Here is a 14797-nt window from a genome sequence, read left to right on the forward strand (position 1 = left end):
ACACAACAGCGGAACGTGCATAGCCATGTGTCAAGATATGTCCCGCGAACATCCCTCCGCCCTGTTTCTGCCCCTCGCTGGTCTTGGGATCGCCGCAACCATCCTTCTGGCCCTGTGGTTGAGGGTGGAAGTGGTCCAGCCCGAGGCATTGACGTGGGCCTGCGCCGCCGAGGCGCGCCCGCTGTGGTGCGGCCCCCGGCAGCTGCTGCTGGAAGCCTTCAACATGGGCGTGATCGGCGGCGCCGCCCTTGTGGTGTCGATCGCAGCCCTGATCATCGCCCATCCGCTGGGCCAGAAACTGGCGCTGGCGGGGCTGGTGCTCTCGATCTTCGCCTTCGCGCTCTACAATGCCGGCGCTGCGGCCCCGGCCGCGGTCTTCGCCCTGTTGCGGCTGTTCCGCAGCCGGGGATAACCCCTTATGCCAGCAGGAAGTCCGCCGCGGTCAGCCCACCCGGCTGCACGCCGTCGAGGATGATGCTGCCGGCGGCGGTGACGAGGACGGCATCACCGCCGATGCGCATGAAGGCCGCGCGGGCGGCCTCTGCCGAGGCGAAGAGATCGGCGTCGAGCACGATCAGATCGTGATCGTCGGCATGGGCGTTGAAATCGGTGATCCGGTTGACGCCCGCGATGCCGGCTGAAAAGTCGAAACGGTCACTGCCCGTGCCGCCCGACAGCCGGTCATTGCCGGTGCCCGCGATCAGCACGTCGTCGCCCGCGGCACCGAACAGGGCGTCATCGCCCGCGCCGCCGTCGAGCCGGTCGCCGCCGGCCCCGCCATGGAGCAGGTCCCGGCTGCCGAGCCCCGCCAGGACGTCGTCGCCGGCCAGGCCGAAGATCCGGTCGGTGCCGGCGGTGCCCGCCAGGGTGTCGGCGGTGCCGCTGCCCTCGCTATGGCCGGCCCAGGCGATATCCGCCCCGAACCACGACCGGTTGTCGAGCCCGTCCGCGCCCAGGTCGAAGGACTGGAACCAGCCGTCGAAATCCACCCGCTCGACCGAGCGCAGCTCTTTGAGCCCGAGCGTGCCGGTTTCGTCATAGAGGAAGACGGTGCCGTCGCCGAGGCGCAGCGCGGTGATGTCCGACGCGTCGCCCGCGATCTCCACCCGGTCGGTCCCGGCGCCGCCCGCGACCGTGTCGTTGCCGGTGGACAGCGCCACCAGATCATCGCCGCCGAAGCCGTCGAGGAAGTCGCCGCCCCGGCCGTCCCGCAGGCGATCGGCCTGATCGGTGCCCAGGATGAAGGCGGGCGCGCCGTGGTGATCCGAGGTGGCGCGCGGCGCATCCTCCACCCAGACGGTGCCGCGGAGCAGGTCGCTCAATTGCGAGATCACCACCACGCTGTCGGTCGTGATCTGATCATAGAAGCTCGACCGGCCGATCACGCTCACCGCCGGTTCCGACAGGATGCCGGTGACATGGGCGTTCCAGCCGCCCGCGATGTTCAGGATGCCGAAGGGGCCGTAGGGCGACAGCGGGTTGGCGTAAAAATCGTTGAACAGCACGATGTTGTCAGCCGAACTTGCGAAGCTCTGATCCTCGTTGATCAGCGCTTCGAGCAGGCCTTCGCCGACCGAGCCGTCGGAGGTGCCGATGATGCGGTAGACCACGTCGTTCTCGGCGCCGAAATTGAGCACCACATCCGGGTCGTCATGGATCGTCGGCGAGGAGAAGCCGAAATAGTCGGCATCGGCATAGAAGCCATCGGCCAGTTCCCCGCGGCGTTCGGCCAGATTGTTCACGGCCGCGCCACCCAGGCTGTAGCCGGTGACCAGCACGTCGGCGCCCGTCAGGCCGATATCGGCCGCGAAACCGGCCGTGGCCTCCAGAAGATAGGCGAATTCATCGACATAGGCGGCATCGACCAGATCCAGATAGTCGACCACATCCCCCGCATCGCTGGTGCCGGCGAAGGCGACCGCCAGCCGGGTGATGCTGCCGTCAGCCGCCGTCTCGGCCAGGATGCGGGCCTGCGGGCTGCTGGAGGTCTGGCCGATGAAGTTGCCATAGGCATCGACCCGATCGGCGGAAAGCCCGAGTTCGGCGGCGGTGACGGCGCGCCAGCCGGCGGGCAGGTCGGGATCACCGCCACCGGCTTCGGCCACCACGCCGATGACGCCGGCGAGGGCATTGAAGGCGGCGAACTGGGCATTGCGGGCAAGACCGAAGGCGGTCTCGATATCGGCGCGGGCATCCTCGCCCTTATAGGTGAAGATCGGCATTTCCCCTCCTCAGCCGTGACCAGGGGTCCGGCGTCTTTTTATCAACCAAAGGTTATGTTAGAGGCGGGGCGTCGGCGTGGTCAATGACGTTTACGTAAACGTCAATCACCCGGTCCACGGCCTTCCGGGCTAGGCAGTGCCGGGGTGGCAGGGTATGAAGGGCCGGGTGGCGGCGCTTTCAAGAAGGATCTGATGCGATGCGCTTTCCCGACGGCAGCCCCTCGCAGCCGGGGCGCCCGCAGCGGGGCGGTTCGAAGACGGAGCGGCCAGCGGCACCGCGGCCGCAGCCCGATCTGCTGATCGCGGATCTGGGCGGCACCAATCTGCGCATCGCCCGGCGTGACGGCCGCGGCCGGACCGTCCTGCTCGGCCGCTTCGCCACCCACGAGATCGGGGATCTGCCCGATCTGCTGCGCCGGGTCTGGCTGAAGGCGGCCGGCCGGGTGCCGGCGGCGCTGGCCATCGCCGTGGCGGGCCCGATCGATCATGGGGCCGGACAGGCGCTGCTGACCAATCATCCGGCGCTGGCGATTTCCTCCGCCGCCATCGCACGGGCGCTGGGCCTGCGCGGCATTGCGATGGTCAATGATCTGGCGGCCCAGGCGATGGGGCTGGCACTGGGGGCGGGCGGCACGCGCGAGATGGTGGCGCCGGGCACGCCCGACGACGAGGCACCGCGGCTGCTGATCGGGCTGGGCACCGGCTTCGGCACCGCGCTGATCCTGCCCGGGCGTGGCGGGCTGCCGCAGGTGGTGCCGGCCGAAGGCGGGCATGTGACGCTGGCGGCGGAAACTGCCGCCGAATGGGCGGTGATCGAGGCGGCGCGGCCGCTGCCCGGCACGGCCGGGGTGAATGATCACGTCTCGGCCGAAGATCTCGTTTCCGGCCACGGCCTGCCGCGGCTGGCGGCGGCGGTGGCCGCGGTGCGCGGCCTGGCCCCTGTCCAGGGTGAAGCTGAGGCGGTGACGGAGGCAGCCCTTGCCGGCGATGCCGGGGCACGGGAGGCGTTCGAACTGTTCTCGGGCTGGGCCGGCGCGGTGGCCGGCGATCTGGCGATCGCGACCGGCGCGCGCGGCGGCGTGGTGCTTTCGGGCGATCTGCTACATCGGCTGGGCGGGCTGTTCGATCGCCGTCGGGCAGCGGCGCGGTTCAGGGCCAAGGGCAGGTTTTCCGGCTATCTTGCCAATGTGCCGCTGGAACTGGCGCCGGCGGGTGACGATCTGGCCTTTGCAGGGCTGACCGGCATCGCTGATGCGGTGGCGGCGCGCGAGGCCGGTCCGGTTTTCGACTGACAGGCTCCAGAGGCGGGAGAGAGCGCCATGACGGGCGATCAGACAGTTCCGACGCCGGCCACGCGCGGTTTCCGCATGCCCGGCGAATTCGCACCGCAGGATGGCTGCTGGATGATCTGGCCGGAACGGCCCGACAACTGGCGGCTGGGCGCCAAGCCGGCCCAGGCGGCCTTCACCGCGGTTGCAACGGCGATCGCCGACGCCGTACCGGTGACGGTGGCGGTCTCGGCCCGGCAGTGGTCGAATGCCCGATCCCGGCTGCCCCGCCATGTGCGTCTGGTGGAGATGAGCACCAACGATGCCTGGATGCGCGATGTCGGCCCCAGTTTCGTGATCGACGACGCCGGCGGGCGACTCGGTATCGACTGGCGGTTCAATGCCTGGGGCGGCTTTCATGACGGGCTGTATTTCCCCTGGGACCAGGACGATCTGGTGGCGGCCAAGGTGTCGGAGATCGATGCCGATGGCAGCTGGCGGGCGCCGGTGGTGCTGGAGGGCGGCGCCATCCATAGCGATGGCGAGGGCACCGTCTTCACCACTGCCGAATGCCTGCTATCCCCCGGCCGCAACGGCCTTGAGGGGCAGGCGGCGGTCGAGGCGGCGCTGGGGCAGGCGCTCGGCGCCGAACGGGTGATCTGGCTGCCGCGCGGCGTGTTTCTGGACGAAACCACCGGCCATGTCGACAACCTGATCCATGTGGTGGCGCCGGGCGTGGTGTGCCTGACCTGGACCGATGATCGCGGCGATCCGCAATGGGAACGCTCGGCCGAGGCCGAGGCGCTGCTGGCCGAAGCACGTGATGCACGCGGCCGGCGGCTGACCGTGCACCGGGTGCATCAGCCGGGCCCCCTTGCCCTGACCGCAGAAGAAGCGGCGGGGGTGGATGTCGTGCCCGGCAGCCAGCCGCGCCTGGCCGGCGATCGCCTGGCCGGGTCTTACGTAAATTTCCTGATGGCCCACGGGGCGGCATCGGGCCGGCGGCGGATCGTGATGCCGCTGCTGGATCCCGCACGCGATCAGGCGGCGGCCGATGCAATCGCCGCCGCCTGTCCGGGATGGGAGATCCTGGGCGTGCCGGGGCGCGAGATCCTGCTGGGCGGCGGCAACGTTCATTGCATCACACAGCAGGTGCCGGCGCGTCTGGCTGGCCGGTCCGACCGGCCGTGACCGGTCAGAAGCGGCCGCGGCGATAGTCCTCGATCGCCTGGATGATCTCCGCCTCGGTGTTCATCACGAAGGGGCCGTAGCGGGCGACCGGCTCGCCGATCGGGCGGCCGGCAACCAGGATCGCCCGGGCGGGCTGGTCCGAGGCGTTGGCAAGGCCGAGCCCGCCATCGCCGCCCAGAACCGCCAGACGTGCGGTGCCGAGCGGCCGCGCCGCCTCTCCCGTGCCGGCGATCAGCGCACCGTCATAGACATAGAGGAAGGCGGTGTGGCCGGCAGGGACCGGCAGTTCCACCTCGCCGCCCGGCACCAGCTCGATGTCGACATAGAGCGGATCGCTGGCGACGCCGGCCACGGGGCCGGTGGTGCCGAACACCTCGCCCGCGATCACCTTGACCGTGCCGGCATCGCCGGGCAGGGCGGCGGCGGGGATGCTCTCGGGCCCGAATTCGCGATAGGCGGGGCGCGCCATCTTTTCGGCCGCGGGGAGGTTCACCCACAGCTGAAAGCCGCGCATCAGCCCTTCGGTCTGCTCGGGCATCTCTTCATGGATGATGCCGCGACCGGCGGACATCCACTGCACGCCGCCCGGCACCAGCACGCCCTTGTGCCCGGCATTGTCGGCATGGCGCATGCGGCCGGCGAGCATGTAGGTCACGGTCTCGAAGCCGCGATGCGGATGGGCGGGAAAACCGCCGATATAGGCGCCGGGATCGTCGGAGCCGAATTCATCCAGCATCAGGAACGGGTCGAGCATGTCGAGCGACGGCTGACCGATCACCCGCTTGAGCTTGACCCCGTCACCATCGGAGACGGCACGGCCGACCACCACCTGCGTGACGTGGCGACCGGTCGTGGCATCCGCGGGCCGGGGCGAGGAGGTGAGGGTGGTGGTGGCGGTCATCGGGCACCCCCTTTCGAATGGCTGCGGGCGGCGCACCGGCGCCGCCCTGTCTTCCCGATTCAAGATAGGGTGTCGGAGACTGTTTCCGAAGACCGTAGAATTGCAACGCTCCGTCGCGCGGATGGAAACGATGCGACGGGGCGGCTTACACCGGGACCACAAGATCTTCCAGCCGGTCCGGGGCGCTGGTCAGCGACAGGCAGCCGGTTTCGGTCACCAGCACGGTGTCGGAATGGCGGAAGCCGCCCAGCCCCTCGATATAGATGCCGGGCTCGATGCTGAACACCTGGCCGGCCTCGACGATCCGGTGATAGCCCTCGGCCAGAAAGGGCGCCTCGTGGCCGGTGACGCCGAAGGCATGGCCGGTGCGGTGCAGCAGGTGGTCGCCATGGCCGGCGCGGATCAGCGATGCATTGACCGCCTCGTCGATCGCGGCCATCGACGCCCCGGGCTTCAACAGGTCGAAGGCCAGCGCCCGGGCCTCTGCCATCGCGTTGAAAGCGGGCTTGGCGGCGGCCGGTGCCTCCCCCAGGAAGAAGGTCCGCTCCAGCTCTGCCGCATAGCCGTCGGCCCGGCAGGCGACGATGCTGACATGCGGGCCGCTCCGGCCCAGGGCCATGAACAGGTCGGTGAAGTTGTGCGGATCGTGCGAGACCTCGGGCGGCTGGGCCACCGCGGCGAAATTGCAGGCCAGCAGGTTCAGATGCGGATTGGCGGCAAGGGCTGCGCCGGTCATCCGCCGGGACAGCGTGCCGTGGATCTCGATCACCTTCAACCCCGGCTGCGCCATGGCGAGAAGGGCGGCATGGGCGTCGGAGACCAGATCGGCGGCATGGCGCAGCCGGCCGATCTCCCAGGGGGATTTCACCATCCGCAGATCCTCGACCAGGGCGGCCGGTACCGGATCATGGCCGGCCGCCGACAGCCGCCCGGCGACGAAGAGCGGGCAGTCGGGTTCGACCGCGACCTTGAGGCCGGGGGCGAGCAGCCCGGTCAGCCGGTCATCCCAGCCCTGGCCGGCAGGGGCGGGGAATTCGCGATAGGCGATGCAGTCGATCGCGCCCAGGCCGCGGATGCGGACATGGGGGATTTCGAGCGCCGGCACGATGAAGCGCAGCGGGCCCTGGCCCGTCACCACAAGGATAAACGGGCGTTCGTGGACGAAGTTCGCAAAATGGGTGAGGTAGTAGACGCTGTCGGGGTTGGTGAGGACCAGGGCGTCGACGCCGGCAAGCTCCATGGCGGTGCGCAGGCGGTCGACACGGCCGGTGATCTCGGAGAGCGGCGGGGCGCCGGTGATGGGGGCGGGGCGGGCGTCGGCGGTCATGAGGCTCAAAGCTCCGGATCGATGCGGCGGCGGCGGTTGAGCGCGGCCTGAAAGAACAGGCCGCTGATCAGGGGTGGCAGCAGGGTGACGATCAGCGCCAGGCGCAGCGAGGCGCCGGCATCGGTGGCGAGGCCATGGGCGAGCGCCAGATCGCTGATCAGCCCGACCAGGGCCGGCGCGCCGCCATAGCTGATGATCGAGGTGGCGAAGACCATGAAGGCGATGGCGGTCGCCCGGATATGGGGCCCGGCCACGACCTGCATGCAGGACATCGACGGCCCCATGCCGAGGCCCGAAACCAGGAAGGCCAGGAAGAGCAGACCATAGGCGAGGCCGGTATCGCCCACCAGGAAGGTGGCGGCGAAGAGCGGGGCCGAGACCAGACCCGCCAGTGCCGGCAGACGGAATTCCCACGATCGCGCCCGGCGGATCAGCCGGTTGGCGAGCCAGCCGCCGGCGAAGGTGCCGATCAGCACGCCGAGCCCGAGGGCGAGCCCGCCGCTGCGGCCGAAGTCTGCGATACCGACGCCGTGGACGCGCTGGAAAAAGGCCGGGATCCAGGTGGCGAGGCCGACGGTGACGTAGAAGAAGGGGATCGCGATCAGCAGGTGGACCACTGCGGCCGAGCCCAGCAGCTCGGCCAGTGCTGGCCGGAGCGCGGGCGGCCGGGCGCTGCCGCCCTGGTCGAAGCGGCCGCGGGGCGGTTCGCGCAGAACCAGCGGAATGATCAGGGCGAGCGCCAGGCCCGGCAGGCCGAAATAGAAGAAGACCATCCGCCAGCCATGCTCCGCGACCAGCGCGGCCGCGACCACCAGGCCGATCATGCTGCCGAGCGAGCCGATGCCGGTGAAGACGGAGACCGCCCAGGCGCGGCGTTCGGGCGGAAACAGGTCGCCGATCAGCGAATGGGCCGAAGGCACGCAGCCGGCCTCTCCAACGCCCACCGTCATGCGGGCGGCGAAAAGGCCGATGAAGCTGCGGGCCAGGCCGCAGGCGGCGGTGGCGAGGCTCCAGAGGGCGAGCGACACCGCGATCACCCGTACCCGGTTGGTCCGGTCGGCGAGCCGGCCCATGGCGAGGCCGAACACGGCATAGAACAGCGCAAAGGCGAAGCCGCCGAGCAGGCCCATCCGGGCGTCGCTGAAGCCCAGCTCGGCCTTGATCGGCTCCAGCAGGACCGAGAACAGAACCCGGTCCATGTAGTTGAAAAGATTGATCAGGCCGAGCAGCGCAAGCGCGAGCCCGGCCCCCTGTGCAATCGTCGGCCCACCCTCGGACCTGTCGGTCGCAACTCCGTCTGATGCCGTCATTGTCGTTGTGCTCCCTGTCTGCCGCCTTGATGGCGGGTTGAGGAAAGTGTGGAGTGCGGGCCGGCCCGGCGTCTTTCCAGGGATGCACGGAGATTTTGCATTTCGTCCCTCTGCATGCGCTGATACGAGACCAGATGCAAAATTCTTCGGGAGAAGGTGGATGGCGGCGGGGATTGGCACGCCCTGGACCGATCAGCGGGCGGTGGTGGCGGCGCTGGAGGCCGGCACGCCGCTGATGGACGCGGCCCCTTTCGAGGGGCGGAGCCGGTTCGAGATCATGCCGGGCGGCATCGTCGGCTGGTGGCTGGACGGACGGCTGACCGCGGATCTGACCCTGCGCCATGTGATGGACGACACCGTCAGCATCCAGTTCGTCCAGACCGGCGGCGGGCGGCGGCGGATCACCGCCCATGGTACCGAGCGCCATGGCGGCGGCACGCTCTATATCGGGCTGTTTCCGGCCGGCAGCCGCCAGATCCGGCGCTGGCGGGCAGGGCGGCCGATCCGCTATGCCGCCTTCTGGGTTCCGCCCGCCCATGCGGCGGCGGTGCTGTTCCCCGACCGCACCGGCCGGCTGCCGGCTTTCACCGATCTGCTGAACGGGGGTCTGGAGGCGCCCTTCGGCCTGTCGGTGGCGATGACGCCCGCCATGCATGCGGTGATGGACGCGCTGATCGACGGCCCGCCCCGGCCTCAGGCGCTGGCCCGGGCCTATGAGAGCCTGAAACTGCAGGAACTTATGATCGAGGCGGCGGGCGTGATGGCGGCCGCGGCGGGGCCACGCCGCGCCGCCGACGGGGTGCCGGCCCGGACCCGCCACGAGATGCAGATCGAACGGGCGGCGGACATCCTGCGGCGGGAACTGGCCGACCCGCCCGGTTTTCGCGACCTGGTGCGACGGGGGGGCATCAGCCACAACCGGCTGGCGGCGGGGTTCGTGGCGCGCTTCGGCTGCACACCCCACGACTATGGCAAGCGCCACCGCATGCAGGCGGCCCGGCGGATGATCCGCGAGGGCCGCCATGGTCTGGTCGACGTGGCGGCCCTGGTCGGATTCTCAGGCCAGGCGGCGTTCGGCCGGGCCTATACCGCCTTCTTCGGCCATCCGCCGGGCGCGGACAGGCGAGCGGGCGTGGATGGGCGAGGGCGTGCGATCAGGCCATGACGTGATGGCCGGCCGGCTGCGGCACCAGAACGATCTGCGCGCCCGGCAGGGCCTGGGCGAGGGCGGCGCGCATCCGGTCCAGGATGCCGGCGATCTGCGAGAAGGGGCGGTCGCCTTCGAAGGTCAGCGTGATCTCGACCTCGGCACCATTGCCGAGCCGGCGGCTGCGGACCCGGATGATGTCGTCATATTCGTCGAAGAACTGCGCCAGGACCTTGTTGATCTCCATCTGCATCGGCTCTGCCAGAGAGCGGTCGAGCAGGTCGGGCATGGCTTCCTTGAGCATGCCATAGGTGGTGGTGAGCATGATGACGGCAACGACCGTCGAGCCGACGATATCGGCCCAGTAGGACAGCATCATGTCGCCGGCCAGCTGGTCCAGTGCCACGCAGCCGACCACCACCACCGAGCCGATGGTCTTGGCGATCCGGGCGCGATATTGCGACACCACGATGATCGAGGCGCCATCGCGGGCCGCGCGGCGCAGCGACAGCATCTGGGCGGTGTTCAGAAACAGGTTGAAGGTCACGAAGAAGGTGGCGAGATAGGCGGCATTGCCGGTTTCCGACGCTGCCGGCACCTTGGTCGCGATCTTGTAGATGATGAAACAGGCCGCCACGACCAGCATCATCGCGATCAGGATGGAGACCGCCTGTTCCAGCTTGGCGGTGCCGTATTCGAAATTGCCGGTGCGGCGGCGGTTGATGTTGCGCAGCGTGGCATAGGATACCAGCCCCACGCAGATCAGCAGCGTGCCGCGCACGCCGTCGGCGATCATGGTGAGCGAGCCCGACCAGATCGCAACCGCCACGAACGGCCCGCAAAGGGCAAGGTCTGCCAGAACTGCGATCGCAACCGCGCGTTCGCGTGCCCGCTCGGCTGGCGACATGATAGACATACTGACGTCTCCCGGTGAACGGGTCGTTGTTCTTCCGGCCGCCAGGGGATGCCGATCCCCACCGGCAGGCCCCTGCGGTGCCGGCGAACCGGCCCCGGCGGATGGCCCCCCTGCCATCCGGACCGATGATGCGTCAAAAGGCGCGGTGGGCGAAAGCGCGAAGTGCGACGGGTTGATGACTGTTTCCCGCCCGGCGGGTGCGGTTCAGACGCTGTCGGACTGGCTGCGGCGCGGCGCCACGGCAACCGCCGCGGCAAAAACCAGGCCGATCAACGCCCAGAGATGCGCCTCGCCATTCTCGGGCCCTTCGCCGATGGCGATCGCAAGCGCGCCGCCGCCGATCATCAGCGCCAGCAGCGCCTCTTCGATCTTCAGCCGCAGCCGCGGTGTGCGCGCGCGGCCGGCCACCGGCATCAGCGCATCCACCGCCCAGCCGATCGCCGGGATCAGGAAGGTGACGATCGGGAAGTCCCGATAGCGCGGATCGAGGGCGAGACCGATCATGGCGATGGCGACGGCCACCGCCGCAAGACCCTTGAGCAGGCCGAGGCGCAGCCCGCGGGGGCCGTCGCCCGCGCCCAGCCAGTCGATGCCGAGCGGGCGGCGCAGCGCGCGCAGCACCTCGATCACCGGGGCCGGCTGGATCCGGGCTTCGGCCGGCCCGGCCCAGCGGCGCGCCAGCACCACGGCGGTGACCGCCGAGACCAGCCAGAGGCCGATGCCGATCGCCCATTCCACCGGGCCGCGATTGACCAGCGACAGATGATCGATCGAGAGCAGCAGCGTGGCGCCGGCCAGCTGGGCGGCGGTGACGGCCGATACCCAGCCCGCGATTTCGCGGCCCAGATGCTCGTCGATTTCGTGATCGGGGATGCGCCGGCCGGCGGCGATCATCAGCAGGCCGGCGACCAGGATGCCGCCGGCTGCCAGCCAGTGCCAGTTGGGCATCTCGACCACCGGGCCGGTCAGCGGGAATTTCTGCTCACGATATTCGTCGACCAGCCCCCAATGGCCGCCGACCGTGCCTTCCTGCACCCGCTTCCAGGGCTGATCGAAGGCCTCGATCAGGTTGTAGTCGACGCCCAGCTTGCGGGCGAGGGGGATGAAGTCGCGGACAAAGCTCGCCTGATTGACCAGGCTCGGCACGGCGGGGCCGCGGGTACGGCCTTCGCTCGGCCAGCCGGTCTCGCCGATCATGATCGGCTTGTTCGGGAAAGCGGCTTTGACCTCGTCGATGATCCGGCTGAGATGCGCCATGGCATCATCGATGGAGACGGGTTCGTCTTCCCAATAGGGCAGAATGTGGACGGTGACGAAATCGACCTCGTCGGCGAGGTCGCGGTTTTTCATCCAGAATTCCCAGACATCGGCATAGGTCACCGGCTTGTCGGTGCGCGACTTCACCTCGCGGATCAGCTTGCGGAGATTTTCCGGTGACTGTTCCCGGCGCAGCAGCACCTCGTTGCCGACGATGACCGCCTTGACCGCCTGCGGATTGCGCGCGACGACGTCCAGCGCCGCATCGATCTCCATCTGGTTGTTCTGAGGGTTGGCGCCGATCCAGATGCCCTGAAGCACGCTCATGCCGAGCTGGGCGGCCTGCACCGACACCTCTTCCAGCCCCTGGCGGGCGGAATAGAGGCGCACGCAGTCGGTGACCGATTTCAGGATCGCCATATCCTCGGCGATCTGCTCGGGCGGGGCCACGAAGCTTTCGTTATGGGGCGTCTGGCGGCCCCGGAACGGGGCATAGGAGGGGCAGGCGACGTGGGCGTTGGGAACGTCCGGCAGCTCCACGGGCGCATTCGCCCATGACCAGAAGCCCCAGGCGATCGCGGCGGTGACGACAAAGGCGACCAGTCCGATCAGGCGCGACGACATCGCTCGGCAGTTCTCCTAAAGGGCGGGGAGCAGGACCGACCATACGCCCCGACCGGACATCGTTAGCCGAAACCGGGTGTCTTGTCAGCCTTCCGTGTGTGACGCGGCATCGGCGAGCCCGCCTTCGAGCCGCGCCCATTCGCCGGGACGTCCGCCGGCGTTGTCTTCGGCCGGGATGCCGAAGCGCAGCCAGCCGGCCTGGGCCGGAATGGTGACGGGGCCCGGCCAGTCGCGGATCAGGATGCCATGACGGGCGGCCAGCCGCTCCAGGATTTGCGCAGCACGGGCCCGGCTGCCGGCATCGACGGTCACGAAAAGATCGGTCTGGCCGACAGGGGCAAGTCCTCTGCGATGAAGCAGGCGCGAGAGCCGGTCGGCCCCGGCGGCCAGACGGGTCCGGGTCTCAGTGATCCAGGCCGTATCGTCATAGGCCCGTGCCGCCACCGCAAGTGCCGGGCCCGAGACGGCCCAAGGGCCAAGATGATCGGTCATGCGCAGGGTGGTTGCCGGATCCGCGATCGCAATACCCAGCCGCAAGCCCGCAAGACCAAAGAATTTTCCGAAAGACCGCAGCACCACCAGCCCGGGCCCGGCCAGATCGGCGACCGAGGTGTCGGGCGTGATCTCGGCAAAGGCCTCGTCGACCACCAGCCGGCCGCCGCGATCGGCCATCAGCCGTGCCAGCCGGCGCAGCTCGTCGCGGCCGGTCAGCCGGCCGTCGGGATTGTTGGGGTTGACGATCAGCACGGTGTCGATCCCGGGCGCCGTCAGCCGGTCGGGGTCGGTTTCGACCGTGACGGCATGGCCGGCGCGTTCCCAGGCAGGCCCGTGCTCGTTATAGGTGGGGCCGAGCACGGCGACCCGACCCCGGGGCACGGCAAAAGGCAGGGCCTGGATCAGCGCCTGCGATCCCGGCCCGGCACAGAGATGGTCGGGGCCGGGGGCGCGGTAGAAGCGGGCGGCGGCATCAAGGCAGGGGCCGATCAGGTCGCCATCTGGCAGCCGCGTCCAGGCATCGGCCGGGATATCTCTTGGATCAAAGGGATAGGGGTCGCGGTTGATGCCGGTGCTGAGATCGATCCAGGGCCTGGGCGCCGCCGGATGGCTGGCGGCCATGGCTGCAAGCCGGCCGCCGTGATCGCGGTGTGCGGCGGTCATGGCAGCACCGGCCGGGCTGCGGCCGCGAACAGGGCCTCGATGTCGAGTGCTGCTTCCAGATGGTCGGCGAGGGCATCGAGGGCGGCCTCGACCGAGGCTTCGTAATCGACCGGTACCGGGCGCCGGCCGGTCAACGCCTCGATCAGGGCGGCGCGGTAGCCGTCGGCGCCGAACAGACCGTGGAGATAGCAGCCGGCGACCCGGCCGTCATGGCCGGTGGCGCCGTCGGGGCGGCCGTCGGCCAGACGCAGCATCGGCCGCGCCGTGCCGGGGCCGGTGGTGACACCGACATGCATTTCATAGCCGCGCACGGCCGCGCCTGTGGTGATTTCGGTGCCGGTGGTTTCGATCAGCGCCTTGTCGCCGCCGAGTCGGGTTTCGACGTCGAGCAGGCCGAGGCCCGGCACGGCGCCGGCCGGCCCCTCGATGCCGTCCGGATCCTCGATCACCCGGCCCAGCATCTGATAGCCGCCGCAGATGCCGATCACCCGGCCACCGCGGCGGACATGGGCGGCAAGATCGACATCCCAGCCCTGGGCGCGGAAGAAGGCGAGATCGGCGATCGTCGCCTTGCTGCCGGGCAGCACGATCAGATCGGCCACCGGCAGGGGCTGGCCGGGCGGCACCATGGTCAGCGCCACCTGCGGTTCCAGCTTCAGCGGATCCAGATCGTCGAAATTGGCGATGCGGGCGAACATCGGCACGGCGATCTTCAGGCCCCCGGGCCCCGGATCGCGCGGCGTGTCCAGCGCCACCGCATCTTCGGCCGGCAGCCGCGCCGCGGCGGGCAGCCAGGGCACCACCCCGAAACTCTTCCAGCCGGTGCGGGTCTCGATTTCAGTCAGGCCGCCGTCGAACAGGCGGACATCGCCGCGAAACCGGTTGATGATGAAGCCCTTGATCAGCGACAGCTCATCTTCCGGCAGAAGCGCATGGCTGCCGACCATCTGGGCGATCACCCCGCCGCGATCGATGTCGCCCACCAGCACCACCGGCGCCCCAACGCGGGTCGCGAAGCCCATATTGGCGATGTCGCCGGCGCGCAGATTGACCTCCGAGACCGAGCCCGCCCCTTCGATCAGCACCAGATCGGATCGGGCGGCGAGGCGGGCGAAGCTCTCCAGCACCTTCGGCATCAGCCGGTCCCGCCAGCCGCGATATTCGGCGGCGCGCGCCGTACCGGCCATGCGGCCCTGCACCACCACCTGCGCGCCGATATCGGTCTGCGGCTTCAGCAAGACCGGGTTCATGTCGACCGAAAGCGGCACGCCGGCGGCACGGGCCTGCAGTGCCTGGGCGCGGCCGATTTCGCCGCCATCGGCGGTGACGGCGGCATTGTTCGACATGTTCTGCGGCTTGAACGGCAGCACCTTCAGCCCGCGGCGCACCGCGATGCGGGCAAGCCCCGCCACCAGCAGCGATTTGCCGACGTCGGATCCCGTGCCCATCACCATCAGGCAGCTTGCCATCGGCGGC

Annotated in this window: 12 protein-coding genes; 4 read left to right on the forward strand and 8 right to left on the reverse strand. The window is 69.5% G+C overall.

Translation table 11 applies throughout. The features are described 5' to 3' along the window. Nucleotides 1–37 precede the first annotated feature (37 nt). Entirely contained in the window at nucleotides 38–412 is a 375-nt protein-coding gene (locus CMO28_RS07235) for a hypothetical protein (RefSeq protein ID WP_051045319.1), read from the forward strand. Nucleotides 413–416: 4 nt separating this feature from the next. On the opposite strand, the gene CMO28_RS07240 is transcribed toward CMO28_RS07235, so the two are convergent. Further along, the gene (locus CMO28_RS07240) at nucleotides 417–2222 is read right to left on the reverse strand and encodes a calcium-binding protein (protein WP_296711761.1); all 1806 of its coding nucleotides are present in this window, start codon (nucleotides 2220–2222) and stop codon (nucleotides 417–419) included. Nucleotides 2223–2419: 197 nt separating this feature from the next. Between CMO28_RS07240 and CMO28_RS07245 the strand changes: the two genes are divergently transcribed. Both CMO28_RS07245 and aguA read left to right on the forward strand, forming a co-directional pair. After that, nucleotides 2420–3514, forward strand: coding sequence for a glucokinase (locus CMO28_RS07245; RefSeq protein ID WP_296711763.1), 1095 nt, complete (start codon nucleotides 2420–2422; stop codon nucleotides 3512–3514). A 27-nt stretch (nucleotides 3515–3541) separates the two neighbouring features. Then, nucleotides 3542–4681: an agmatine deiminase gene (aguA, locus tag CMO28_RS07250; protein ID WP_296711765.1), complete on the forward strand. Its 1140-nt coding sequence runs from the start codon at nucleotides 3542–3544 to the stop codon at nucleotides 4679–4681. 4 nt (nucleotides 4682–4685) lie between these two features. Here aguA and CMO28_RS07255 read toward each other — a convergent pair whose 3' ends face one another. The 3 genes from CMO28_RS07255 to CMO28_RS07265 form a co-directional block, all read right to left on the reverse strand. Further along, nucleotides 4686–5582: a pirin family protein gene (locus tag CMO28_RS07255; protein ID WP_296711767.1), complete on the reverse strand. Its 897-nt coding sequence runs from the start codon at nucleotides 5580–5582 to the stop codon at nucleotides 4686–4688. A gap of 145 nt (nucleotides 5583–5727) precedes the next feature. After that, the gene (locus CMO28_RS07260; RefSeq protein WP_296711768.1) at nucleotides 5728–6909 is read right to left on the reverse strand and encodes a M24 family metallopeptidase; all 1182 of its coding nucleotides are present in this window, start codon (nucleotides 6907–6909) and stop codon (nucleotides 5728–5730) included. Nucleotides 6910–6914: 5 nt separating this feature from the next. Next, on the reverse strand, nucleotides 6915–8219 hold the full coding sequence (locus CMO28_RS07265; protein WP_296711770.1) for a spinster family MFS transporter: 1305 nt from the start codon (nucleotides 8217–8219) through the stop codon (nucleotides 6915–6917). A 160-nt stretch (nucleotides 8220–8379) separates the two neighbouring features. Between CMO28_RS07265 and CMO28_RS07270 the strand changes: the two genes are divergently transcribed. Continuing rightward, nucleotides 8380–9384 carry a helix-turn-helix domain-containing protein gene (locus tag CMO28_RS07270; RefSeq protein WP_296711774.1) on the forward strand — a complete coding sequence of 335 codons (1005 nt, stop codon included), beginning with the start codon at nucleotides 8380–8382 and terminating at the stop codon, nucleotides 9382–9384. Here CMO28_RS07270 and CMO28_RS07275 read toward each other — a convergent pair. From CMO28_RS07275 to CMO28_RS07290, 4 genes are all read right to left on the reverse strand, one after another. Then, the gene (locus tag CMO28_RS07275; protein ID WP_296711777.1) at nucleotides 9374–10282 is read right to left on the reverse strand and encodes a cation diffusion facilitator family transporter; all 909 of its coding nucleotides are present in this window, start codon (nucleotides 10280–10282) and stop codon (nucleotides 9374–9376) included. The genes CMO28_RS07270 and CMO28_RS07275 overlap by 11 nt on opposite strands. Before the next feature lie 204 nt (nucleotides 10283–10486). Further along, entirely contained in the window at nucleotides 10487–12163 is a 1677-nt protein-coding gene (locus CMO28_RS07280) for a glycosyl hydrolase family 17 protein (protein WP_296711780.1), read from the reverse strand. 84 nt (nucleotides 12164–12247) lie between these two features. Next, nucleotides 12248–13321 carry a threonine-phosphate decarboxylase CobD gene (gene cobD, locus CMO28_RS07285; RefSeq protein WP_296711783.1) on the reverse strand — a complete coding sequence of 358 codons (1074 nt, stop codon included), beginning with the start codon at nucleotides 13319–13321 and terminating at the stop codon, nucleotides 12248–12250. Continuing rightward, a complete protein-coding gene (locus CMO28_RS07290; protein WP_296711787.1) occupies nucleotides 13318–14790 on the reverse strand; it encodes a cobyric acid synthase in 1473 nt (490 codons plus the stop codon). Before CMO28_RS07290 ends, cobD begins: the two co-directional genes overlap by 4 nt. Nucleotides 14791–14797 lie beyond the last annotated feature (7 nt).

The sequence above is a fragment of the Tistrella sp. genome (assembly GCF_002684955.1).
Lineage (GTDB): Bacteria > Pseudomonadota > Alphaproteobacteria > Tistrellales > Tistrellaceae > Tistrella > Tistrella mobilis.